Source organism: Streptomyces sp. CB02923 (assembly GCF_001905005.1).
In the GTDB taxonomy this organism is placed as follows: Bacteria; Actinomycetota; Actinomycetes; order Streptomycetales; family Streptomycetaceae; genus Streptomyces.
This window is the reverse complement of sequence record NZ_LWKZ01000016.1, coordinates 1-23,251: the sequence shown is the minus strand read 5'-3', so window position 1 is coordinate 23,251 and position 23,251 is coordinate 1. Positions and strand designations below refer to the sequence as shown.

The window sequence follows — 23,251 nt, the reverse complement described above, 5'->3', positions numbered from 1 at the left end:
GTGTGCGTGGTGAGGATTTCGCCGTCCTGGGGCGCTTAGCGGGCTCCCGCAGGGGCACGGAGCTGTTCGGCCAGCCGTTCCAGTTCGGCCGCCGTGGCGGGCGAGCGGTCGCTGAGTCCGCTGTGCACGGCTGTCGGGCTCTTCAGGAAGCGCCGGAGCGCGGCCACAAGGAGCCCTTGCGGCAGAGCCTGCAACGCGGCGAACGCGCGAGGTACCGGCGGCGTCTCCATCGTGGCGAGGTTCTGCCGCATGAGGTGGAGCATGCCGCGGACCGCGTCCGGGTCGTCGGCCAGCGCTACCGGGCCGCCTGCCGCGTGTGCCGCCTGACCGAGCGGGACGTCGCAGATGATCGCGATGCGCGTGTCTGGACCGGCACCGCCCCAACTGACCCTGTCACTTAACGCGTTCAACTCCCGCCCCGTCCACCCCCGGCCCCGCCCGTCGTGCGCCTTGTCGACCCCCGGGCGCCCGGCTAGCCTCGTACCTGACGGGTCATCAGATACTCGGCCGCGGCGGCCCGTCGGGCACCGGCCGGTGGAACCGTGTGAGGGGAATCGGATGGAGCTACCGCGCATCGTCAGCGTCGACGACCACGTCATCGAGCCCGCGCACCTCTTCGAGACCTGGCTGCCGGCGAAGTACCGGGCGCGGGGGCCGCAGCCCCTAACCGCGGGCATCGGCGAGCTGGCGTACACCGGCGGCAAGTACGTGATCACGATGGACCCGGACGGCCCGGCCACGGACTGGTGGATCTACGAGGACCTGAAGTTCCCGTACAAGCGCAACATCGCCGCCGTCGGCTTCGACCGCGACGAGATGACGCTGGAGGGCATCACCCGCGCCGAGATGCGCCCCGGCTGCTGGGACCCGGCCGAGCGGCTCAAGGACATGGACCTCAACCACGTCGAGGCGTCGCTGTGCTTCCCGACCTTCCCCCGCTTCTGCGGCCAGACGTTCGCCGAGGCGCGCGACAAGGAGGTCGCCCTGGCCTGCGTGCGCGCGTACAACGACTGGATGGTGGAGGAGTGGTGCGGCGACAGCGGCGGGCGGCTGATCCCGCTGTGCCTCATTCCGCTGTGGGACATCGGCCTGGCCGTCGCCGAGATACGGCGGAACGCGGCGCGCGGGGTGCGGGCCGTGACGTTCAGCGAGATACCGACCCACCTCGGACTGCCGTCGATCCACTCCGGCTACTGGGACCCCTTCTTCGCGGTCTGCGAGGAGACCGGGACGGTGGTCAACATGCACATCGGCTCCAGCTCGCAGATGCCGGCCGCCTCCCCCGACGCGCCGCCCGCCGTCCAGGCGTCGCTGAGCTTCAACAACGCCATGGCGTCGATGATGGACTTCCTCTTCAGCGGGGTCCTGGTGAAGTTCCCGCTCCTCAAACTCGCTTACAGCGAGGGCCAGATGGGCTGGATACCGTACGCCCTGGAGCGCGCGGACGACGTGTGGGAGGAACACCGCGCCTGGGGCGGGGTGCGCGACCTGATCCCCGAGCCGCCCTCCTCGTACTACTACCGGCAGATCTTCTGCTGCTTCTTCCGCGACAAGCACGGTGTCGCCTCGCTCGACGTGGTCGGCCGGGACAACGCGACCTTCGAGACCGATTACCCGCATGTGGACTCGACGTTCCCGCACACCAAGGAGGTCGCCCTCGACCACGTGAAGGGACTGGACGAGGAGACCGTGTACAAGCTGATGCGCGGCAACGCGATCCGCATGCTGGATCTGGATCTCGCGTGACAGGCCCGGTCCTCGCGTGACAGCGCTGGATTCCTTCTGACGGATCGGGGACTCGGCCGATGGACCTGACGTACTCGCCCGCGGAGGAGGAGTTCCGTGCGCGGCTCCGGGAGTGGCTCGCCAAGACCCTCCCGGACCTGCCGGCGCGGCCCGACCCGCTGGACTGGCCGGGCCGCCGCGCGTACGACCTCGGCTGGCAGCGGCGGCTGTACGACGCCGGGTACGGCGCCCTGCACTGGGACGCCTCACCCACCCAGCGGCTGATCTTCCTGGAGGAGACGGAACGGGCCGGGGCCCCCTACGTCGGCGCCAACTTCGTCGGGCTGCTGCACGCCGGGCCGACCATCGCCGCCGAGGGCACGGACGGGCAGCGCGCCCGCTGGCTTCCGCCCATCGTGCGCGGCGACGAGGTCTGGTGCCAGGGTTTCAGCGAGCCGGAGGCGGGCTCCGACCTCGCCGCCCTGCGTACGCGGGCGGTCCGCGACGGCGACGACTACGTGATCACCGGGCAGAAGATCTGGACCTCGCACGCGGAGATCGCCGACTGGTGCGAGTTGCTGGTGCGTACGGACCCGGAGGCGCCCAGACACCGGGGGATCTCCTGGCTGGCGATGCCGATGGACGCGCCCGGGATCACCGTACGGCCGCTGCGTACCCTCGCGGGCCCGGCCGAGTTCGCCGAGGTCTTCCTCGACGCGGTCCGGGTGCCGGTGGCGAACCGGGTCGGCGCCGAGCACGACGGCTGGCGCGTCACCATGGTCACGCTCTCCTTCGAACGGGGCACCGCCTTCGTCGGCGAGGTCGTCGCCTGCCGCCGTACGCTCGGCGCGCTGGCCCGTACGGCACGGGCGAACGGGCGCTGGGACGACCCGGTGCTGCGCCGTCGGCTGGGCCGGCTGAACGCCGAGTTCACCGCGCTGTGGCGGCTCATCCAGCGCAACGTCGGCGCGGCCAGGGAGGCGGGCGGCGTGCCGGGCGCGGGCGGCTCGGTCTTCAAGCTGCGCTATTCGCAGGCCCGCCAGGAGCTGTACGACGCGGCCGCCGAGGTGCTGGGGGCGGCCGGCGCGCTGGACGCGGACCAGGAGTGGACGGCGGACCGGCTGTCGTCCCTCGCGTACACGATCGCGGCCGGTACGTCGCAGATCCAGCGCGACATCATCGCCGAGCGCATCCTCGGCCTGCCGAAGGGACGGTGAACGGGCACCGTGGACCTCCGACCCACCGCTGATCAACGGGCCTTGCAGTCGGGAACCCGCGAACTGCTGGCACGGCGCTTCGGGAGGGACCGGCTGCGGGCGGCCGTGGAGCACCCCGCGCTCGACCGCGCGCTCTGGCGTGAGCTGGGCGCGGCCGGGTTCTTCGCCCTGCGGCTGCCGGAGGCGGACGGCGGGGTGGGGCTCGGGCTGCCGGAGGCGGTGCTGGTCTTCGAGGAGGCGGGGCGGGCGCTGCTGCCGGGGCCGCTGGTGGCGGGGCAGCTGCTGGCGGGAGTGGTGCCGGGGGTGGCGGAGGGGGAGCGGGTGGTGGGGCTGTGCGAGGTGGGGTCGTACGGAATGGGGCCGTACGAGATGGGGGCGTACGAGGTGGGAGCGGGTGGGGGAGGGCTCTGGGAACACCCGGGGGACTGCGATGAATTGATCTTGATCGAGGGCGGGGTGGCTGGGGGTCCGGGGGCGGACGCGTACGGGGGCGTGTCCGGAGCCGCGTACGGGGACGCGTGCGGGCGTGCGTATTGGAATGATCCGGGCTGGCCCGTTCAGGAGCCCGTGTGCTCGATCGATCCGCTGACGCCGCTCGCGCGCGTGACCTCTTATCCACGCCGCGCGCCGCGCTCTCTGGACGTGCCCCGGCTGCGCCGTGAGGCCGCCCTGCTGACCGCGGCGCTCCAGCTGGGCAGTGCTGCCCGTACGGTCGAGATGGCGGTGGAACACGCCGGGCGGCGTGAGCAGTTCGGCGTACGGATCGGATCGTTCCAAGCAGTGAAACATCTGTGCGCCGAGATGCTGATACGAGTGGAAATAGCGCGAAGTGCCGTATATGCGGCTTCTCTCGTCGATCAGTCACTCGCAGTAGTCGGCGCGAAGTTGCTCGCCGACGAGGCCGCGGTGCGCAACGCCCGGGACTGCCTCCAGGTGCACGGCGGTATGGGCTTCACCTGGGAGGCGGACGTACATCTGCATCTCAAACGAGCATGGTTGCGGGTCGAACAGTGGCAAAGCAGGCCAAATGCGGAAGAAGTTCTCGCTGAGGCTCTGCTGACCGGCAATGTCGGCGTGTAGTGCATCTTGTGCGGAATGTCGGATTCCGTACATGCGAGCGGTCACGGAGGGTCGATATCGGGTTGTGTCCTGGGCGTAACTCGTCACAGGGGGGAGTCGGCGTCCCGCTCGGGTACGCTCCCTTGGGTGCGAGTGGTTCTGAGGCGCAACTGTTCCCGTGGGGTCGTCGTGACCGACCCGGGATGCCGAATGTGCTCCGCTCGCCCTCGAAGGAGGGTTGCTGAGTCCTCTTGTTCGACTCCCGGCAAAGCGCGTCGCACAGTATGCACCACGCATACTCCCTTGCGCTGGAATATGCCCGAAGCGCTTGTTGGGGTGACTGAACGTCAACCATGCTGTGCTTCACCGGGGTCACGGAGTGTGACCCCGCGGAGGCGCGAGGCGATGTGTCCGCCGGTTCGGATGGTGTGAGCGGTGCAGGTGCTTCAAGTGCAGTTGGAAGTCCGGCCTGACCCCGCGGAGGTGGGGCGGGCCCGTAGGTGGGCCAGGTCGCGGCTGGCCGGCTCGGGCATAGAGGCCGACGAGCCACTGGCGGAGACGCTGATCCTGCTGATCTCCGAGTTGGTCACCAATGCCGTCGTGCATACCGGAAACCCCGCCGAGCTGCGGATGTGCTTCTCCGGTTCGGGTGCCGTGGTGGGCACCGTACGAGTCGAGGTCGCGGACCGCAGTGCCCGTGCGCCGCGCCCCCGGCGCGCCGACGGCGACGACATGAACGGCCGCGGCCTGGAGCTGGTCGACGGGCTGGCGGACCGCTGGGGCTGGCGGCCCGAGGGGGCCGGCAAGAGCATCTGGTGCGAGGTGGACCGCGCCCAGTCGATGCTGCTGGCCGCCGGTTCGGACCTGGGTGCGTACGACCCGCACTGCGCCCTCCCGCACCGCGCGTGACCGAGGAAAGTCCAGACCAGGTGTTGACGTGGCGTGTGTGGTTGATGACGCTGGGGTGAAGCGATTCGCCGCGAGGGGACGCCGAGGGTGCGGGGGCAGTGCCTCGGCGAGCGCGGGTCGCGACCTGTAGCCGGGTGGTGGTCCGCGGTGCCGCGCTCGGGGTGCGCACGGGCGTACCGCCATCCGGCTGGGGGCGGAGGAGCGTTTCTCCGCGTACGGCCGCCGCAGGGGTTTCAGGGGCTTCGGCGCAGGGGTTTCAGGCGTTCCGCCGCAGGGTTTTCAGAGGCTTCAGAGAACCGCCACCGGCGCCACCGGTGCCCCCGTGCCGCCCACGAACGGCTCCGCCATCGCGCTGAGGAAGAACGCGTAGCGGCCCGCCTCCGCGCAGGCCCCGGCCAGCTCCTCCAGGTTCCAGTTCTGGCCCTGGAGCATGCCCATCTCCACCAGGTGCAGTGCGTGTACGGGCATCCAGAGGCCGTCGATCTCCGGCGGGAAGATCTCGAAGGTGAGGGTGTCGTTGGCGACGGCCGCGACATCGCGCGCGTGGAACCACGCGGGCGTACGGACCGACAGCCCGGGTGACGGGAAGGCGTACGCGTCCCGGTCGCCGGCCAGGTAGTGCTGGATCTGCCCGGTGCGGACGAGGGCGATGTCGCCGGGCCGTACCCGCGTCCCGGCCAGTTCCTCCGCCGCGTCCAGGTCTTCCGGGGTCACCGCGTGACCGGCGGGCAGCCGCCCGGGGCTCTGCGGGTCCTCGCGGCGGGCGCGGGCCACGTCGAGCAGGATGCCGCGCGAGACGATCGGCGGCGCCTTCTCGATGCCGAGGGCGGTGGCGCCGCCGTGCGCGGTGACGGAGTCCGCGGGGCGGTTGTTGTAGAGCCGGCCGGAGTGCGAGACGTGGGTCAGGCCGTCCCAGTGGGTGGCCGCCTGGAGGCCCATGGTGACGGCGTCGTCGGAGGTGGCGACCGTCCCCGGGCCGAAGATCTCCTGGTTGATCGCGGTCATGGTGTGCAGCGGGTTGATCCGGCCGGGGATCAGTCCGATCTGTACGCCGTCCTGCCGCAGCGGCAGCGCGAGCGGGACGCGGCGCCCGGAGCGGACGGTGGCGGCGGCCTCCCGTACGACGTCGGGTGTCAGCAGGTTGAGCGTGCCGATCTCGTCGTCCGCGCCCCAGCGGCCCCAGTTGTTCACCCGTTCGGCGAGGGCGTGGAACTCGGCGGGCAGCGGCATGGGCCCTCCTCGGGGTGCGCCGGGTCTTGTGCTCGGTGCGGGACTGCTCAAAAATCTAACGGGTCGTCAGAAACTGCGGGAAGGGGCGCGGCATGGGGAACTTCTTGGCGGACAAAGTGATCGCCGTCACCGGTGCGGGCCGCGGCATCGGGCGCGCGGTGGCCCTCGCCTGCGCCGGACAGGGCGCCCGGGTGGTCGTCAACGACTACGGGGTCGCGGTCGACGGCGCCGAGCCGAGCAGCGAGGTCGCCGAGGCGGTGGCCAAGGAGATCGAACAGGCGGGCGGCGAGGCGGTCGCCGTCGCGGACGACGTGTCCACGATGGAGGGCGGCCGGCGCGTCGTGGACACGGCGCTCACGCGCTACGGACGCGTCGACGGCGTGGTGTGCGTGGCCGGCATCCTGCGCGAGCGGATGCTCTTCAACATGACCGAGGAGGAGTGGGACCCGGTCGTCGCCACCCACCTGAAAGGCACGTTCACCGTCTTCCGGGCGGCCTCGGCGGTCATGCGCCGGCAGAAGTCCGGCACCCTCATCGGCTTCACCAGCGGCAACCACCAGGGCAGCGTCTCCCAGGCCAACTACGCGGCGGCCAAGGGCGGCATCATCTCGCTGGTGCGCAGCGCCGCGCTCGGCCTGAGCCGGTACGGCGTGACCGCCAACGCGGTCGCGCCCGTCGCCCGTACGCGGATGTCCGCCGGCGTACCGACGGAACTGACGGAGATCGGCGAGCCCGAGGACGTCGCGGCCCTCGTCGTCTACCTGCTCAGCGACCGCGCCAAGAAGGAACGGATCACCGGGCAGGTCTACACGGTCGCCGGGCCGAAGATCGCGGTGTGGGCCCAGCCGAGGGAGCTGCGCTCCGGGTACGCGGAGGGCGGGTGGACGCCGGAGAAGATCGCGGCCTTCCTGCCGGGGGCGGTGGGGATCGATCCGATGCCGTTGCTGGAGCGGGTGGAGGGGATGGCCGCTGATGCGGCTGGGGGGCGGCGGCCCAACGCGTAGCGGCGCTGGGCCGGTTTGGCGGTTCCGGTTCGCCCTCGGGTGCGGTTTGCCTGCGGCGGGCCTGGCCGGTTTGGCGGTGACGGTTCGCCTTCGGGTGCGGGTTCGTTGCGCCTGCGGCGGGCGGTGGCCGCTGCGCGGGGCTGTCTGGTTCGGGGACGGGCCTGCGCGGCAGGCCGCTCCGGCCCGCCCCCTTCCGTGGGTGGGAGGGAGGAGAGGTGGTCGGGGCTGATCTCGGTGGGAGGCTTGCGGTGGATTTTTCGGTCGGTGTCGAAGACGGGGTGTTTCGGGGGGAGGTGCGTCGCTGGCTGGCGGAGCATCTGAGTGGGGAGTGGCTTTCCGGGCGTGACGATGTTGCTGTACGGCGGGCCTGGGAGCGGGAGTTGGGGCGGGGTGGGTGGGTCGGGATCGGGTGGGACCGTGCGTACGGCTCGTACGGGAACCGGGCGGCCACGCTGACGCAGCAGGTCGTGTGGGCGGAGGAGTACGCCGCGGCGCGTGCGCCGGAGCGGGTGGGGCACATCGGGGAGCAGCTGCTGGCGCCGACGCTGATCGCTTACGGGGACGCCGCGCAGCGGAAACGTTTCCTGCCGCCCGTCGCGCGCGGCGAGGAACTGTGGTGTCAGGGCTACAGCGAGCCCGGCGCGGGCTCGGACCTGGCGGCGGTCCGTACGGCGGCCGTGCGGGACGGGGACACGTACCGCATCAGCGGGCAGAAGATCTGGACCTCGCTCGCGCGGGAGGCCGACTGGTGCTTCGTGCTCGCCAGGACCGATCCGGGCGAGCGGCGGCACCGGGGGCTGTCCTTCCTGCTGGTGCCGATGGACCAGCCGGGGCGTATCGAGGTGCGGCCGATCCGGCAGCTGACGGGGACGGCCGAGTTCAACGAGGTGTACTTCGACGGGGCGGTGGCGCGGGCCGGGGATGTGGTGGGCGGGCCCGGCGCCGGGTGGCGGGTGGCGATGGGGCTGCTGGAGCTGGAGCGGGGGGTTTCCACGCTTACCCAGCAGGTGACTTTCGGCGCCGAGTTGAGCCAGGTCGTCGCCGAGGCGGTGCGTACGGGCGCGGCGCGCGATCCCGTCCTGCGGGACCGGATCGTACGGCAGTGGGCCGAGCTGAGGGTGATGCGGTGGAACGCGCTGCGCACGCTCGGACCGGCGGCCGGTGACGCGGGCGCGCCCAGTGTGGCGAAGCTGCTGTGGTCCGGCTGGCACCAGCGGTTGGGAGAGCTGGCGATGCACGTACGGGGGGCGGGCGCGGCGTGCGGGCCGGGCGCGTGGACGGCGGACGCCGCGTACGAACTCGACGCTGAGCAGCGGCGTTTCCTCTTCAGCCGGGCCGACACGGTCTACGGGGGTTCGGACGAGATCCAGCGCACGATCATTGCCGGGCGCGTGCTCGGCCTCGGAGGGGGGCGGGAGCGGTGATGAGAGAGGTCGTCTTCGGCGGAGGGCGGGAGCGGCGATGAGAGAGGTCATCTTCGACGGCGGGCGGGAGTGGTGATGAGAGGCGTCATTTTCGACGGTGGGCGGCCGCGGATCGTGGACGACCTGGAGGTGCGGGCGCCTGGGCCGGGGGAGGTGCTGGTCGGTATCCGGGCGGCGGGGCTGTGCCACAGCGATGTGTCAGTGGTCGATGGGACGATTCCTTATCCGGTGCCAGTGGTGCTGGGGCATGAGGGCGCGGGTGTGGTCGAGGAGGTGGGGGGCGGGGTCGGTCATGTAGCGGCAGGGGATCATGTCGCGCTGTCCACGCTGGCCAACTGCGGTACGTGCGCGGAGTGCGACCGCGGGCGGCCGACGATGTGCCGTGCGTCGATCGGGATGCCAGGGAAGCCGTTCCGGCACGGTGGCAGGGAGGTGTACAGCTTCGCGTCCAACTCGGCCTTCGCGGAGCGCACCGTCGTCAAAGCCGTACAGGCGGTGCGGATCTCCCCGGAGATACCGCTGACGTCGGCGGCGCTGATCGGGTGCGGCGTGCTGACCGGGGTCGGCGCCGTCCTGAACCGCGCGCGGGTGGAGCAGGGAGACTCGGTGGTGGTCCTCGGCACGGGCGGCATCGGGCTGAACGTGCTGCAGGGCGGCCGGCTGGCCGGTGCCTCGGTGATCGTCGCCGTGGACGTCAACCCGGCGAAGGAGGTGGCGGCACGGCGCTTCGGGGCCACGCACTTCGTCGACGCGTCGGCGGTGCCGGACACCGTCGAGGCCGTCCGCGGCATCCTGCCGTCCGGCGCCGACCACACCTTCGAGTGCGTGGGCCGTACGGAGCTGATCCGGCAGGCCGTGGACCTCCTGGGCCGGCACGGCCAGGCGGTCCTGCTGGGCGTGCCCCCGGCCGCCGCCGAGGCGTCGTTCCTGGTCGCGTCGATGTACCTGGACAAGTCCATCCTGGGCTGCCGTTACGGCTCTTCCCGCCCGCAGCGCGACATCGCGCGGTACGCGAGGCTCTACGAGGAGGGCCGCCTCCTCCTGGACGAGCTGGTGACCAGGACGTACGCGGTGGAGGACTTCGCGAAGGCGGTGGAGGACATGCGGCGGGGGCGGGTGGCGCGCGGGGTGCTGACGTTCTGAGCCGCGGGCCGTCCTACGTGCTGAAGCGGCCGAAGGCGCCCCGGTGGAAGAGGAGCGGGCCGGGCCCGGCGGCTGCCGGGTCCGTGCCGAGGGCGGCGACCCGGCCCACGACGATGAGGTGGTCGCCTCCGGTGTGCACGGCCTGGATCGTGCAGTCGACCCAGGCGGGGGCGCCCGCCAGGCGTGGCGAGCCGGTGACGGGGGCGGGTGTGTGGACGACTCCCGCGAACTTGTCGGCGCCGCTGACCGCGAAGGCGCGGCACAGGTCCTCCTGGTCCGCGCCCAGGATGTTGACGCAGAAGACGCCGGCGCGGGCGATCCGGGGCCAGGTCGTGGACGTACGGGCCACCATGAACGTGACCAGCGGCGGATCGAGGGACAACGACGCGAACGACTGGCAGGCGAAGCCCGCCGGACCGTCCCCGGGGGCACCGGCCGCGCAGGGGGCGGGCGCGGTGACGACCGTGACGCCGCTGGCGAAGTGGCCGAGCACGGCGCGGAAGGCGGCCGGGTCCAGCGGCGCGCGCTCGTCCTCCCGTACGGCTCGGAGGGCGGGGCGCGGCGGCTCGGCGGCGCGGGCGGGGGGCTGTGCCGTGGCGGCGGCTGCGGCGGCTGTGGTGGAGGTCGGCGCGCCGACCGAACGCAGATAGCGCACCGCGGTGGCTGCCATACCGGCGTGTCCCATCATGCCTCCATTGAACCTGATGCTCCGTCAGTTTTGAAGGGTGGGGAGGCGAAGGGGGTAGGGGGAAGGGAGCGGGAGAGCGGGGGGAGTGCGCGGCCGGGCCTCATCGCCCCCTGTACGTGGGGCGTCGGCGCTCGACGAAGGACGCGACGCCCTCCCGTGCGTCCGCCGTCGTCATGTTGATCTCCTGGGCCGCCGCCTCGGCGGCGAACGCCGTGCCGCGGTCGCTGTCCAGCGAGGCGTTGACCAGCTGCTTGGTGAGGGCGAGCGCCCGGGTCGGGCCGGTGGCCAGCCGCTCTGCCCAGTCCCGTGCGGCCTTCTCCAGACCGGCGTCGGGGACCACCCGGTTGATCAGCCCCATCCGTTCGGCGTCGGACGCCGTCACGGCGTCGCCGAAGAACAGCAGCTCCTTCGCGCGCTGCGGGCCGACGAGCCGCGGCAGCAGGTACGCGCCGCCGCCGTCCGGCACGAGGCCGCGGCGCACGAACACCTCGATGAACGTGGCGGACTCGGCCGCCACCACCAGGTCGCAGGCGAGGGCGAGGTGCGCGCCGAGACCGGCTGCGGTGCCGTTGACGGCGGCGAGGACCGGTTTCTCGCAGTCCAGGACAGCGGTGATGAGACGCTGGGCGCCGCGCCGGATCATCCGGGCGACGTCGCCCGCTGTACGTGCCTCGTCGCCTGCTGTACGTGCCTCGTCGCCCGCTGCCCGTGCCTCGTCGCCTGCGGCCCGGGGCACGTTGCCCGCAGCGCGTTCGGGCGTCTGTGTTTTGGCCTCTCCGCCGCTGGTCTCCGGCTTCCCGCCCTCGCCTCCCGGTCCGCCGCGCAGGTCGGCCCCCGCGCAGAAACCTTTGCCCGTGGCGGTGAGGACGACGGCCCGTACGGCCGGGTCGGCGGAGGCGTCGGAGAGCAGCGTGATGACGCGTTCGCGCTGGTCCCAGGTCAAGGCGTTGAGGGCGGCGGGGCGGTTGAGGGTGATCCACAGCACGGCGTTGTCAGTGGTGTGGAGTATCAATGAGTCAGCGGGCCCGGGTTCGGGGGAAACGGGGGTGGACGTCATGACGAAGCGGCTCCAAGCTGCGAGTTCGCGGGCATGGGCGTGGGCGGTGGCGTGGGCGTGGGCGTGTGCGTGGTTGACCGTGCGGTCGGTCGTACGGTCGGCTGTGCGGCCGACGACTTGGCCGACACCTCGACCGACGCCTTGGCCGACGGCCCGGCCGGCCACTCGGCAGGCCCCACGGCTGTCCGCTGGGCCGTCCAATGCACCGTCCGCCCGGTCAGTGGCAGACGGCGAGTGCGTCGAGCGCGACGGCGCCCTGTCCGCGCGGCAGCACCATCAGCGGGTTGATGTCCAGTTCGGCCAGTTCGCCGCTCAGGTCCACCGCCATCCGCTGGACGCGCAGCACGACCTCGACGAGCGCGTCCACATCGGCCGGCGGCCCTCCCCGTACACCGTCCAGCAGGGCGTGCCCGCGCAGCTCGCCGAGCATCGCGCGCGCCCGGTCCTCGCCGAAGGGCGGGACGCCGACGGCGGTGTCCCGCAGGACCTCGACGAGCACCCCGCCCAGCCCGACGGTCACGGTCGGCCCGAAGAGGCTGTCCGGGGTGACGCCCACGACCATCTCCACCCCCCGCTCGACCATCTGGCAGACGAGCACGCCGTCCAGCTCGATGTTCTCGTAGCGGGCGATGTCGGCCAGCTCCCGGTAGGTGTCCCGGACCTGGCTGGCGGAGGTCAGCCCGGTCCTGACGAGCCCCAGCTCCGTCTTGTGCGTGAGCTGCGGCGCGGACGCCTTCATGACGACGGGGTAGCCGACCAGGCTCGCGGCGCGCACGGCCGCCGCCGCGCTGGTGACGAGCTGCTCGCGCGGCACCCTGATGCCGTATGTGCGCAGCAGCTGCTTCGCGGCGTGCTCGCTGAGCTGCTGGCCTGGGCGTATCAGCTCCTGTGCCTTGCGTGCGGACGGGGAGGGGGTGCGCGGGGCGTCGTCGAAGGGGGAGCGGTAGGCGGCGGTGAAGCGGTGGTGGGCGAGGTGGGCGCGGACGGCCGTCACACAGTTGGCGAACGTGCGGAAGGTCGCCACGCGCCGGGAGCCGAGGAGGGTGTGCCGGTAGGCGTCCTCGGTGCCGACCGGCGAGCCCCAGACGACGCACACCAGCTTGTCGGTTCGTTCCGCCGCGTCCACGAGGTCCTGCGCCAGCTTGTCGCTCATCGGCGGGAACGGGCCGGTGATCGGGCAGATCAGTACGCCGATGGACGGGTCGGCGAGCAGAGCGTCGATGATCTTGCGGCCGCGCCGGTCACCGACCGGATGCCCGCCGCTGTCCACCGGGTTGGCGACGCTGAGATAGTCCGGGATCCACTGGTGCAGCTCGTCCTGCTTGGCGCGGTCCAGTGCGGGCAGCCGCAGCCCGGCCGCCGTCGCCAGGTCCGCGAAGTGGGCGCCGGTGCCCCCGGATATCGAATAGACGGCGACGCCGTCGGCCGCCGGTGTGCGGGCGCGGGCGAGCAGGGCCGCGGTGTCCTGGAGCTCGTCCAGCCCGTCCACCCGGATCACCCCGAACTGCCGCATGGCCGCGTCCACCACCGCGTCGGCACCGGTCAGTTTGCCGGTGTGGGAGGCGGCCGTACGGGCCCCGGCCTCGGTGCGGCCGACCTTGACGGCGACGACCGGGACCTTGTTGCGGGCCGCCCGGTCGGCGGCGAGCAGGAAGCTGCGGCCGTCCTTGAACCCTTCGATGTACGCGGCGATGGCCCCGACCTCGGGACGGGAGGCGAAGTAGGAGAGGAAGTCGGCGGTCTCCAGATCGGCTTCGTTGCCGGTCGGGGCCCAGTGCGAGAGCCGGATGCCCAGTTCCTGGAGGGAGAAGACCGGGCGGCCCTGGTGGCCTGACTGTGTGATCAGGGCGATGGCGGGGCCGTCCAGGTCCTCGCGGAACGACGCGAAGGCGTTGAGGTTGGTGTTCGGGCCGAGCAGCCGGATGCCGGTACGGGCCACGGCCTCGGCGAGCCGGTCCTGGGCGGCCGCGCCCGCCGCCCCGGTCTCGGCGAAGCCGGAGGCGAAGGCCACCGCGAACCTGACCTTGGCGTCGGCCAGTTCCTCGATGACCGGTACCGGGTCCGCGACCAGCAGTACGGCGAGATCGACCTGCTCGGGCAGGTCGGAGACGGAGGTGAGACAGGGCAGGCCGAAGACGTGGCTACGGCCCGGGTTGACCGGGTGCAGACGGGCACCGACGCGTTCGGCCCACGCCATGAGCTGCCGGGTGATGCCGGCGTTCGGGCGGCCCTCGCTGTCGGAGGCGCCGACGACCGCCACCGACGCGGGCCGGAAGAAACGGTCCAGGTCGGGGACGGGGGCGTACAGCGGGCGCCCGCTGACGTCCAGGTCGGCCACCGCGCCGCCGGACCCGGACCCGGACCCGGCCCACGAGCCGTCCCCGGCGTAAGGCCCGCCCGCCTGCGACCCGGCTGCCTGCGACCCGCCCGCCTGCGGCCCGCCCGCCTGCGACCCGCCCACCTGCGACCCGCCCGTCTGCGAGCCATCTGCCTGCGACCCGCCTGGCTGCGCGTGGCCTGGCTGTGGCCCGGGGGCGTGTGGCCCGGGGGTGTGCGGTGGGGCCGTGCCGTGGACGGTTCGCGGTGGTGTCTGCCCGCAGGCCACTGCGCGAGCCGGGCCGGAGTGAGTGGTGAGGGTGCCGTGAGTCGATCCAAGCATCGCTGACGCCCGCTCCCGTATGACGGCTGCCGATTCAACTGACGCACTGTCAGGTTAAGCGAACTGACGGCTCGTCAGGAATGCCCGCGACCGTCAAACCTTTCGGGCGGACGGTGTGGATGGTTCGGGTGGGGCGAGCGGGGGTGCGGCGGTGGCGATGGCGCGGGCGATGCGGCGTGCGTCCAGTGCCAGTTCGCGGAACATGCCGCTGATCGGGTTCGTATAGCCCGTGAAGTGCAGCCCCGGTGCGGACGGCAGCGTGCGGGGGCCGTGGACGCGCGGGCGGCCACGGGCGTCGAGGAGGCCGAGGTGTCCGACGAGGCCGTCCAGGCCGCGCCGGTAACCGGTGGCGGCGATGACGGCCTCCGGCTCGATCGCGTCACCGTCCGCGAGCCGCACCACGCCGCCGTCGAAGGAGACCACCGCCGCCACCGGCCGCACCGCTCCGCTCCGTACGGCGTCGATCAGCCCCACGTCCTGGACCGGGATCGCCCCTTCCAGGACCCGGCTGTACAGCCCGGTGTCCGGCATCGGCAGCCCGTGCGCCGCCAGGTCCGGCACGGAGAGGCGGCGCATCACGTGGGCCGCCCGGTCCACCAGGCGCGGCGGCAGACGGCGTACGAGGATGCCCGTCGCCTGGGCGGGCCAGCCCGCCGTCGAGCGGCGCACGATGTGCGGGGCGGTGCGGACCGCCAGCCGTACCCGTGCCGCGCCGCCCGCCGCCAGGTCGGCCGCGATCTCGGCCCCGGTGTTGCCGGTGCCGACGACCAGGACGTCCTTGCCCTGGTAGGGGCGGGCGTTGCGGTAGGCGCCGGCGTGCAGCAGTTCGCCGGGGTAGCTGTCGCGGCCGGGCCAGTCGGGGAGGTACGGGGTGTGGTTGTAGCCGGTGGCGATCACGACCGTGCGGGCGGCCGGTTTGCGCCCGCCGTTCGCGTGCAGGACCCACCCGCCGTCCGCCGCGCGGTCGACGCGCCGCACCTCGACCCCCGTGGCGACCTCAAGGTGGTGGTGCTCGGCGTACTGCTCCAGGTAGCGCACCACGTCGTCACGCCCGACCCACCGCCCGTACGCGCGCGGTATCGCCAGGCCCGGCAGGCCGGAGAGGCGGCGCGTGGTGTGCAGCCGCAGCCGGTCGTAGTGGCCCCGCCAGGAGGCGCCCACCGCGTCGGCCTTTTCGAGGACGACGGCGCGGATGCCGTAGGCGCCCAGTACGGCGGCGGTGGCGAGTCCGCCCGGCCCGCCCCCGACGACGTACACGGGCGGAACGGCAGCGGGCGGTGTGGTGCTGGATGCGGAGGAGCTGGATGCGGAGGAGCTGGCGTGCGCTGCGGCGTCCGGCATGCCGGTGAGGGTAACCGCGGAGCGCACGCATGTCGCCGTACGGTTCTCCGTCCGGGCCCACCCCCTTGCGCATCCCGGCCAACATCCGCTGGACTGACGGCCCGTCAGCGCGAACACCCTCAGCACGCACGCCGTCAGCGGGCACACCCTCAGCACGCAGACCGCCAGCACGCGCACCGTCAGTACGCAGACCGTCAGCACGCGCATCGTCAGTACGCAGACCGTCAGTACGCAATCCCGGCACCGACCTGAAGCGGGTGGTCGTCAGTGGCACCGAAGGTGCAGTCCGAGCGAGGAGAAGCGCCGGTGACGTCACCCGCCGCGCCCCGGTTCGACCTGCCGGAGGCCGACGCGTTCAGCAGCGCCTACTGGGAAGCGGCGGCCCGGGGCCGGCTCCTCCTGCGCCGCTGCCGCGCCGACGGCTGCGGGGCGGCGCACCACTACCCGCGCGAGTTCTGCCCGCGTTGCTGGAGCGAAGACGTGGTGTGGGAGGAGGCGAGCGGCCGGGCCACGCTCTACACGTGGTCGGTGGTGCACCGCAACGACCTCCCGCCGTTCGGCGAGCGCGTGCCGTACGTGGCCGCGGTGGTGGACCTGGCCGAAGGCCCGCGGATGATGACGGAGGTCGTCGACTGCCCGGAGGCGGACCTGCGGATCGGCATGCCACTACAGGTCCGCTTCCGTACGGATACGGATACGGGCGCGGGTACAGGCGTGGGCGCGAGTACAGGTGCGGTCCCGGCCGTCCCCGTCTTCCGTCCCGCTTGAGGGCTGCGGTCCGCAGCTCGGGACGGTCGCGACAGTGCCATCCGCGTGTCCTGTCAGCGCCCGGCCACCGACGATTCCGCCGGGGCGGCCGGCTCGTCCACCGCGTTGCGGCGCTCGCGTTCCTTCTCCTCGTCGGTGTACTCGACGTGCGCCATCGTCATACGGAGCAGGGGCGGGGCCATCAGCGAGGTGACGATGGCGACCAGGACGATGATCGTGTACATCTCCAGGCTGAGCACCCCGAGCCGCAGGCCGACCATGGCGACGATGACCTCGATCACGCCCCGGGCGTTCATCCCGGCACCGATCGCCAGGGACTCCCAGTGGCCGACGCGGCTCAGCCGGGCCCCCAGGTAGGCGCCCGCGAACTTGCCCGCGATAGCCACGGTCAGGACGACCAGGGCGGTCAGGGCGACCGTTCCGTTCGCCAGCGAGGTCAGGTCCATCCGCAGCCCGGCCATCGCGAAGAACAGCGGGGCGAGCACCCACATGACGACCGTACGCAGCGGGGCGAGCCGGGTGGCGTCCAGCACTCCGCAACTGTTGATCAGGAGCCCGCAGACGAACGCGCCGAACACCGCCTCCAGCTTCATCGCCTGCGTCCCCGCGGCGCCCAGCAGGATGAACATGGTGACGAGGGCGATGGCCGCCCCACGCTCACGGGTGCGTACGGCTGCGCGCAGAGAACGCCGTACCAGGGGGCGCGCCAGCAACGCGACGACGATCACTACGGCCAGACCCGCGAGGGAGAACGCGACGTCCCCGGTCCGTACGCCGGTCGTGGCCATGGCCGAGACCACGGAGAGCAGGATCCAGCCGACGATGTCGTCGATCATCGCCGCGCTGAGCGTCAACTGGCCGACGTTGCGGTGGATGAGCTTGAGTTCGATCAGGGTCTTGGCGATGACGGGGATCGCGCTGACCCCCATGGCCACCCCCATGAACAGCCCGAACGTGCTGCGCTCGGTCCCTCCGGGCACCAGCGCCGCAGGCACCAGGAGGCCCGTGCACACGCCGAGGCCCAGTGGGACGAACAGGCCAGCGACGCTGATCCGGGCGGAAGTGCCGCCCTGGCGGCGCACCAGCTTCAGGTCCATGCTGAGCCCGGTCAGGCCGACGAGCAGGATGACGCCGATCTGCCCGACCGCGTCCAGCAGGTGGAACCGGTCGGGGGAGTGCGGGAGCAGCCAGTCGCTCAAGCCCGGTGCTACGTGCGCCAGTACGGACGGGCCCAGCAGCAGCCCCGCACACAGCTCGCCGACGATGGCCGGCATCCCCAGGCGCAGCGCCAGCCTCCCGAGGAGGAAGGCGAGCGAGAGCAGCAGCCCCACCTGGAGCAGGAAGAGGAACAGGTCGTGCCCCCCGAAGGGAACCACTGGAGCAGCCGAAACGGTCATGCGCACCTCCGCGCGTGCCCGAAGAGAGGTAAGGAAGGAGGAAGAAGGAAAAAGAAGAAAATGGGGGCGAGGCCGGTCACTCGCGATCCGTGGAGAGGGGCGTGCCGGCACTCGGCTCCGCCGGCCTCATGCTAGCGGTGGGATTCGGCCACACGTAAGGCTGGACGGAGAAGAAGGGGCGGCGCCTCCGTATGCGGCCCCGACCCCGGTCCCAAGCCCGGCCTCAGTCCCAGCCCCAGCCCCGACCCCAGCCCCAATCCCGGCCCCAATCCCGGCCCCGGCCTCAGTCCCGGCCTCAGTCCCGGACTCGGCCCCAGCCCCCACCCCAGCCTCCCGCGGAAATTCGCTCGCCCGCCGCGCCCGTCGCAAGTCATGCCGGCCCGCGTGCTGATCCGAGAAGCGACCGCGGCCGACTGGCCCGCCATCTGGCCGTTCTTCCGCGACATCGTGGCGGCCGGCGAGACGTACAGCTACGACCGGGACATGGACGAGCCGACCAGCCGCGCGATGTGGATGCTCACCCCGCCCGGCCGCACGGTCGTCGCCGTGGACGACGACGGTACGGTCCTCGGCACGGCCAAGATGAACGCCAACCACATGGGCGGCGCCGCCCACATCGCCAGCGCCTCTTTCATGGTCGACCCGGCCCACGGCGGCCGTGGCGCAGGGCGTGCGCTCGGTGAGTACGCCGTCGACTGGGCCCGTACGTCCGGCTTCCGCGCGATGCAGTTCAATGCGGTGGTCGAAACCAACACGCGTGCCGTCGCCCTCTGGAAGTCCCTCGGCTTCGAGGTCATGACGACGCTCCCGGAAGGCTTCCTGCACCCCACCGAGGGCTACGTCGGCCTGCACATCATGTACCAGCGTTTCTGACGGGCGATCCGGCGACCCGGCGACCCGCCGAAGTCAGCCGTCGACCACGACGACTTCGTACCGCTTCGCCGTAGGCGGTGTGCCCGTGTGGAGCTTGGCGTTGACCACGGCGAGTGTGTCCCCGAAGCGTGCCGCCGTCGATGGGGTCCGGAACAGTCCGGACTTGATCGTTTTCTTGCTTCTGCCCCTGGTCAAGGTGCCGTTGAGCGCAATGCGTTGCACCTGGTTACGGAAGCCCTGGACGGCCCAGAGAGTGCGCCCGTGCAACACGATGCCGTCGACCCGCGGTACGGGAACCCCGGCGATGGCAGCACTGCGTCCGCTGGCCGGATCGACGGTGTAGAGCGCGCCCTTGGTGGAGTGCGCGACCACCAGCGTCCGTCCGTCGGGCGTGGCCTGGATGCCGTTGAGGTTGAACGGGCCCTTGATCTCGGCGGCCGGGCCGCTGACGCGGAGGGTGGTGAAGCGGCCGGGCGCCCCGTGCCGGTCGACGGGTACGAAGTAGAGCTTGGCCTGGAGGGAGTCGGTGAACCAGGCGCCGTCGCGCGTCAGGACCACGTCGTTGACGAACGCCGAGCCCGCGGGGCCGAACCGGTAACTCCGTACCGTTCGCCCGGTCCTGGTGTCGTAGACATACGCCTGGCCGGTCCGGCCGCCGCCGACAAACAGCAGGTCATGGCGGGTGTGGGCCTTCATGCCGAGGGCGTTGCGGCCACGTGGCGCGTCGATGAAACGGGCGGCGGTGCCCGCCTCGATGTCGCCGCGGTAGATGTCTCCGCCGAAGTAGTCGCCCGCGTAGAAGGTGGAACCGTGCCCGGCGGCGATGCCTTCGGCCGAGGTGGCGCCCGGCAGCACGATCGTTTTACCCGGCGTCGCAGCCCGTTCCGGTACCGATGCCGCTGTCGACGCCGGTGCCGGTGCCGCTGTCGACGTCCCGGCCAGAGCGGCCACCACGCACAGGGCCAGGAGCCCGCGCCGCATCGAACTCCCGGTCGTACGGCGCATCGGCAGTCCTCCTTCCCCTTCAGTCGGGACCGCTGCACCTCCCGGAACCGTAACGTCGGGAAGCATGCCGCGCCGCCCCGGTTGACCCGAATGCCGCAGTGCTGAGCGGATATGAGCGGGACGTAGGGTTAAAGGGTGGAAACGATCGAGTACCGTCCCGCGTCCCGCTGGTGGCAGTGGAGTGCCCTGGCCTTCGCCTTCCTCGGCGGGTTCGTCCCGTTGTGCTACGTCACCTTCGGCATGGGGTGGACGGAGTTCGGGCGGCGCTTCTACGGGGAGCTGCGCGGCGATGACCTGCGCGAGTTGACCATCGTGCTCGGGATAGCCGTGCCCCTTTCCCTCGTCCTGTACTACTGCACCGCCAGCCGTACGCGCGTCAGCGCCGAAGGCATACGCGTCAGGACTCCGCTGCGGCGGCGCTCCTTCGCCTGGCACGACATCACGAGCATCGGTGTCGACAAGAGTGAGGGCACGTCCCTCTACCGCAACCGGGGCACACCGCACCACCGGATCCGGCTGGATCTGGCGAGCGGTGAGCGGGTCTTCCTGCCCGCCCCGGTCAAGGAGGAGTTCGACTCGGCCATGGAGGCGGCCAAGGGGGAGATGATCCGCCGCTGGAAGGCGGCGACGGCACCGGCGGGCGTCTGAACACGCCGGTGCGCCTACGGCCAGAGGAGTTCGCGGGTCCAAGGCGCCGACTCGGCGCAAGCCCCGCCCTCCCTGCGGTAGTTGATCCGTACGTGCCGTCGGCGGGCGTCGCCCTGGAAGAACTCGACCTCGTCGGGACGCAGGACGTACAGGGTCCAGCTGGGTACGGGAGCGGCCGGGTCCTCCTGGGCACGGGCCCAGGCCGCTTCCGAGGCGCGTTCCAGTTCCGCGTACGAGGCGAGGACTTCGCTCTGGTGGCCCACGAGGGCGGCGGCCAGCGCGCCCGTCGAACGGCGGTGGAGGTCGGCCGCGCTCTCCTCCGGGCCCGCTTCGGTGACCCGGCCCCGTACGCGGACCTGGCGGCCGAGGCCCGCCCAGTAGAAGCCGAGGGCGGCGCGCGGGCGGGCGGCGAGTTCGCGGCCCTTGCGGCTGCCGCGGTGGGAGGCGAAGTGCCAGCCGCGCTCGTCGGCGTCGTGCAGCATCAGGGTGCGTACGTTCGGGTCGCCGTCCGCGTCCGCCGTCGCGAGCGTCATGGTGTGCGGCTCCGGCACGCCCGCCTCCGCGGCCTCCCGCAGCCACTGCCGGAAGAGGGGCAGCGGGTCGGCCGGGGCGTGCGCGGGGTCGGGGTCGATGGCGGGCAGCTCGCAGTCCCAGACGCGGAGGGAGCGGAGAAGGGCGTGGAAGCGTTCGTTCTCTGCCGGGTGTTCGACCATGGCCGGCAGCCTAGTCCGCCGGTCTGCGGGGCGGCGGACCAGGCAGTGCCTGTCGCGAGTCGGCCTAGGGCGTTTCTGATGGCTCTTGTCGGTGGGGTGGACCAAGCTGTTGGCTGGGCAGGCGTCGGGCATGGTGCGACGACATGAGCTGACCGATGCGCAGTGGCGGAAGATCGCATCGCTGTTGCCGGCCAACGGCCGGCCGGGCGGGCAGTGGGCGGATCACCGCACGGTGGTCAACGGGGTGCTGTTCCGCGCCCGTACCGGAGTGCCCTGGCCGGACCTTCCGGAGCGGTACGGCCCCTGGCAGACCGTCTATGAGCGGCATCGGCGCTGGTCGGCGGACGGCACCTGGCAGCGCATCCTGACCGAGCTGCAGATCGAGGCCGACGCCGCCGACCCCGACGGTGCACTGGCCCGTGACCTGGAGCGGGAGTGGGCGGTGAACATCGATTCCACCTCCTGCCGGGCCCACCAGCACGCCGCCGGGGCCCGGCACCGGCCGCCACGCGACGTCCCGCAAAAAGGGGCGGGACGCGAGTGGAGGCCGGGGGACGGGAGGCGCTGGGACGCTCCCGGGGCGGACTGACCTGCAAGGTCCACCTGCTGGCCGACGACCGGGCTCGCCCGCTGACCTGGCAGATCACCCCCGGACAGCAGGCCGACAGCCCCATGCTCGCCCCCGTCCTGGAAGGCCTGCGGATCCGGCGGCACGGGCCAGGCCGCCCGCGCAGCCGCCCGGACCGTCTGCGCGGCGACAAGGCGTACTCCAGCCGCGCCAACCGCTCCTACCTGCGCCGCCGGAACATCAAGACGACTATCGCCGAACCGGCCGACCAGCAGGCCAACCGCCGACGCCGCGGCCGGGCCGGCGGCCGCCCACCGGGCTTCGACACCACCCAGTACCGGCAGCGCAACGCCGTCGAGCGGTGCGTGAGCAAGTGGAAACAGTTCCGCGCGGTGGCCACCCGCTACGACAAACGCGCCTACATCTTCGACGGCACCCTGACCGCCACCGCAATCGTCATCTGGCTCCACGACACCGTCCAAGAGCCATCAGAAACACCCTAGCCGCGGGTGACCTTGCGGATCCAGGCGAGTTGCTGGGAGACCTCTCCGGCCTGGGCGACCGTCTCCCGGTCCGAGCCGTTGAAGACGCCGAGGAGGGTTTCGGTGCCGTGCGCTCCGATGCTCATCACCGGGCCGCCGGAGTCGCCGCCGGCCGGAATCCCGGTCACCTTCTCCATGCAGAAGTCCGGGCCGCCGGGTGCCGTGTAGCCCTTGCACCGGCGGTCGTCCGGCCGTACGACCCGCAGGTCCGACTGCTTGAGTACGGGGGACTGGCAGGCGTTCTCGTCGTCGGTGCAGGTGGCGCCCCACCCGTACTGCCGCACGGTCTGGCCGACGCGGACGCCGGCCGTGGCCAGGCGCGCCGTGGGGATGTTCATCTTCGGAACCTTGACGAGCATCATGTCGGCGGTGCTGCCCACCCGCTTGCCGGGCAGCGGCCGGACCGTGGTGCCCTTGCGCATGTCGAGGTTGCCGACCCGGAAGGAGATCCGCTTGTCGGCGACCGGCTGCGCCTGCTCGTAGAAGCAGTGCGAGGCGGTGAGTATCCACTGGGGGGCGACCGCCGTCCCCGTACATGTGGGCTGGCCGTCGATGAGCATGCGTACCGCCCACGGGCCGTAGGTGCTCTTCGCCCCGCCGATGACGGCGGAGGCCGGCGCGGACCAGATCACCGAACCCGTCAGCAGCAGTGCGGCAGTCAACAGCAGCACACGAACTCGACGCACCATCCGAACAACCCCTTCACCAGGCCGTGCCCTTACGGGTGGAGAGATGCCCAGCCGGGGCAAAAGGTTCCGGCTTACGCCGATGTGGGAACCGGGGCCGGGCGGCGGGTGCCGTAAGGCTTGAGGGTGATGGCGTGGGCGCAGTGCTGTACGTCCTCGGCGAGTTTCTTCGCGACGTAGTTCTTCCACGGCATGTGGGGCAGCGTTCGCAGCATCACGTGCCGGAAGCGGATGGCGGCCCGGGTGGCGGGTGTCATCTGCGGTACGAACTTCTCCGCCATCCGCTGGTTCGCCGTGACGTACGGGCGCATCTCCGCCTCGTAGCGCGCGAAGGCCGTACGCGGGTCGCCGCCCGCCGCCGCCAGTTCCCCGGCGAGTACGTACGCGCCCACCAGCGCCATGCCCGTGCCCTGCCCCGACGCGGGGGACGCGCAGTGCGCGGCGTCGCCCAGCAGGACCACGCGCCCGCGCGACCAGCGGTCCATCTCGATCAGGTGCAGCCCGTCGAAGTAGAAGTCGTCGGCGGTACGGGAGGCTTCGAGGAGGCGCGGCACCTGCCAGCCGACGCCCTTGAAGGCGTCCGCCAGCAGCGCGC

22 protein-coding genes are annotated in these 23,251 nt (G+C 71.9%); 11 read left to right on the top strand and 11 right to left on the bottom strand.

Going from position 1 to position 23,251, the window contains the following annotated elements; genetic code table 11:
• Positions 1-35 precede the first annotated feature (35 nt).
• Positions 36-410 carry a hypothetical protein gene (locus A6A06_RS18185; protein WP_242440804.1) on the bottom strand — a complete coding sequence of 125 codons (375 nt, stop codon included), beginning with the start codon at positions 408-410 and terminating at the stop codon, positions 36-38.
• Positions 411-558: 148 nt separating this feature from the next.
• Here A6A06_RS18185 and A6A06_RS18180 point away from each other — a divergent pair, with 148 nt between their 5' ends.
• The 4 genes from A6A06_RS18180 to A6A06_RS18165 all read left to right on the top strand — a co-directional run bounded on the left by A6A06_RS18180 (position 559) and on the right by A6A06_RS18165 (position 4,910).
• Positions 559-1,746 carry an amidohydrolase family protein gene (locus A6A06_RS18180; protein ID WP_073762353.1) on the top strand — a complete coding sequence of 396 codons (1,188 nt, stop codon included), beginning with the start codon at positions 559-561 and terminating at the stop codon, positions 1,744-1,746.
• A gap of 59 nt (positions 1,747-1,805) precedes the next feature.
• The gene (locus tag A6A06_RS18175; RefSeq protein ID WP_073762352.1) at positions 1,806-2,942 is read left to right on the top strand and encodes an acyl-CoA dehydrogenase family protein; all 1,137 of its coding nucleotides are present in this window, start codon (positions 1,806-1,808) and stop codon (positions 2,940-2,942) included.
• Between the two features lie 9 nt (positions 2,943-2,951).
• Positions 2,952-4,022 carry an acyl-CoA dehydrogenase family protein gene (locus A6A06_RS18170; RefSeq protein WP_073762351.1) on the top strand — a complete coding sequence of 357 codons (1,071 nt, stop codon included), beginning with the start codon at positions 2,952-2,954 and terminating at the stop codon, positions 4,020-4,022.
• Between the two features lie 414 nt (positions 4,023-4,436).
• Positions 4,437-4,910, top strand: a complete 474-nt coding sequence (locus A6A06_RS18165) for an ATP-binding protein (RefSeq protein ID WP_073762350.1) — start codon at positions 4,437-4,439, stop codon at positions 4,908-4,910.
• 288 nt (positions 4,911-5,198) lie between these two features.
• On the opposite strand, the gene A6A06_RS18160 is transcribed toward A6A06_RS18165, so the two are convergent.
• The gene (locus tag A6A06_RS18160) at positions 5,199-6,140 is read right to left on the bottom strand and encodes a cyclase family protein (protein WP_073762349.1); all 942 of its coding nucleotides are present in this window, start codon (positions 6,138-6,140) and stop codon (positions 5,199-5,201) included.
• A gap of 92 nt (positions 6,141-6,232) precedes the next feature.
• Between A6A06_RS18160 and A6A06_RS18155 the strand changes: the two genes are divergently transcribed.
• From A6A06_RS18155 to A6A06_RS18145, 3 genes are all read left to right on the top strand, one after another.
• Positions 6,233-7,144 (top strand): SDR family oxidoreductase, encoded by a 912-nt coding sequence (locus tag A6A06_RS18155; protein ID WP_073762348.1) that lies wholly within the window; start codon positions 6,233-6,235, stop codon positions 7,142-7,144.
• Between the two features lie 248 nt (positions 7,145-7,392).
• Positions 7,393-8,568 carry an acyl-CoA dehydrogenase family protein gene (locus A6A06_RS18150; protein ID WP_073762372.1) on the top strand — a complete coding sequence of 392 codons (1,176 nt, stop codon included), beginning with the start codon at positions 7,393-7,395 and terminating at the stop codon, positions 8,566-8,568.
• 75 nt (positions 8,569-8,643) lie between these two features.
• Positions 8,644-9,711: an alcohol dehydrogenase catalytic domain-containing protein gene (locus A6A06_RS18145; protein WP_073762347.1), complete on the top strand. Its 1,068-nt coding sequence runs from the start codon at positions 8,644-8,646 to the stop codon at positions 9,709-9,711.
• A gap of 13 nt (positions 9,712-9,724) precedes the next feature.
• Here the strand turns inward: A6A06_RS18145 and A6A06_RS18140 are convergent, their stop codons facing one another.
• The 4 genes from A6A06_RS18140 to A6A06_RS18125 all read right to left on the bottom strand — a co-directional run bounded on the left by A6A06_RS18140 (position 9,725) and on the right by A6A06_RS18125 (position 15,456).
• A complete protein-coding gene (locus A6A06_RS18140; RefSeq protein WP_073762371.1) occupies positions 9,725-10,381 on the bottom strand; it encodes a flavin reductase family protein in 657 nt (218 codons plus the stop codon).
• Positions 10,382-10,499: 118 nt separating this feature from the next.
• Positions 10,500-11,456: an enoyl-CoA hydratase/isomerase family protein gene (locus A6A06_RS18135; protein ID WP_073762370.1), complete on the bottom strand. Its 957-nt coding sequence runs from the start codon at positions 11,454-11,456 to the stop codon at positions 10,500-10,502.
• Between the two features lie 217 nt (positions 11,457-11,673).
• Complete coding sequence (locus A6A06_RS18130; RefSeq protein ID WP_443333757.1) at positions 11,674-14,115, bottom strand: acetate--CoA ligase family protein; 2,442 nt, start codon at positions 14,113-14,115, stop codon at positions 11,674-11,676.
• A gap of 93 nt (positions 14,116-14,208) precedes the next feature.
• Complete coding sequence (locus A6A06_RS18125; protein WP_073762369.1) at positions 14,209-15,456, bottom strand: flavin-containing monooxygenase; 1,248 nt, start codon at positions 15,454-15,456, stop codon at positions 14,209-14,211.
• A gap of 306 nt (positions 15,457-15,762) precedes the next feature.
• On the opposite strand from A6A06_RS18125, the gene A6A06_RS18120 reads away from it, so the two are divergent.
• The gene (locus A6A06_RS18120; RefSeq protein ID WP_079194105.1) at positions 15,763-16,224 is read left to right on the top strand and encodes a Zn-ribbon domain-containing OB-fold protein; all 462 of its coding nucleotides are present in this window, start codon (positions 15,763-15,765) and stop codon (positions 16,222-16,224) included.
• Between the two features lie 53 nt (positions 16,225-16,277).
• Here A6A06_RS18120 and A6A06_RS18115 read toward each other — a convergent pair whose 3' ends face one another.
• The gene (locus A6A06_RS18115; protein WP_073762345.1) at positions 16,278-17,621 is read right to left on the bottom strand and encodes a cation:proton antiporter; all 1,344 of its coding nucleotides are present in this window, start codon (positions 17,619-17,621) and stop codon (positions 16,278-16,280) included.
• A gap of 372 nt (positions 17,622-17,993) precedes the next feature.
• On the opposite strand from A6A06_RS18115, the gene A6A06_RS18105 reads away from it, so the two are divergent.
• On the top strand, positions 17,994-18,494 hold the full coding sequence (locus A6A06_RS18105; RefSeq protein WP_073762344.1) for a GNAT family N-acetyltransferase: 501 nt from the start codon (positions 17,994-17,996) through the stop codon (positions 18,492-18,494).
• Positions 18,495-18,527: 33 nt separating this feature from the next.
• Here A6A06_RS18105 and A6A06_RS18100 read toward each other — a convergent pair whose 3' ends face one another.
• The gene (locus A6A06_RS18100) at positions 18,528-19,499 is read right to left on the bottom strand and encodes an SMP-30/gluconolactonase/LRE family protein (protein ID WP_199930964.1); all 972 of its coding nucleotides are present in this window, start codon (positions 19,497-19,499) and stop codon (positions 18,528-18,530) included.
• Between the two features lie 135 nt (positions 19,500-19,634).
• Here A6A06_RS18100 and A6A06_RS18095 point away from each other — a divergent pair, with 135 nt between their 5' ends.
• The gene (locus tag A6A06_RS18095; protein ID WP_073762343.1) at positions 19,635-20,147 is read left to right on the top strand and encodes a PH domain-containing protein; all 513 of its coding nucleotides are present in this window, start codon (positions 19,635-19,637) and stop codon (positions 20,145-20,147) included.
• Positions 20,148-20,161: 14 nt separating this feature from the next.
• On the opposite strand, the gene A6A06_RS18090 is transcribed toward A6A06_RS18095, so the two are convergent.
• The gene (locus A6A06_RS18090) at positions 20,162-20,860 is read right to left on the bottom strand and encodes a pyridoxine/pyridoxamine 5'-phosphate oxidase (RefSeq protein WP_073762342.1); all 699 of its coding nucleotides are present in this window, start codon (positions 20,858-20,860) and stop codon (positions 20,162-20,164) included.
• 133 nt (positions 20,861-20,993) lie between these two features.
• On the opposite strand from A6A06_RS18090, the gene A6A06_RS40910 reads away from it, so the two are divergent.
• Positions 20,994-21,931 (top strand): IS5 family transposase gene (locus A6A06_RS40910; protein WP_242440805.1). Its coding sequence is split into 2 segments (ribosomal slippage): positions 20,994-21,416 and positions 21,419-21,931, totalling 936 coding nucleotides; the frame shifts between segments, so codons are not numbered across the junction.
• Here A6A06_RS40910 and A6A06_RS18075 read toward each other — a convergent pair.
• On the bottom strand, positions 21,928-22,659 hold the full coding sequence (locus A6A06_RS18075) for a S1 family peptidase (RefSeq protein ID WP_073762340.1): 732 nt from the start codon (positions 22,657-22,659) through the stop codon (positions 21,928-21,930). The genes A6A06_RS40910 and A6A06_RS18075 overlap by 4 nt on opposite strands.
• Before the next feature lie 71 nt (positions 22,660-22,730).
• On the bottom strand, positions 22,731-23,251 hold a 521-nt coding region (locus tag A6A06_RS18070), incomplete at its 5' end, for an FAD-dependent monooxygenase (RefSeq protein ID WP_199930963.1).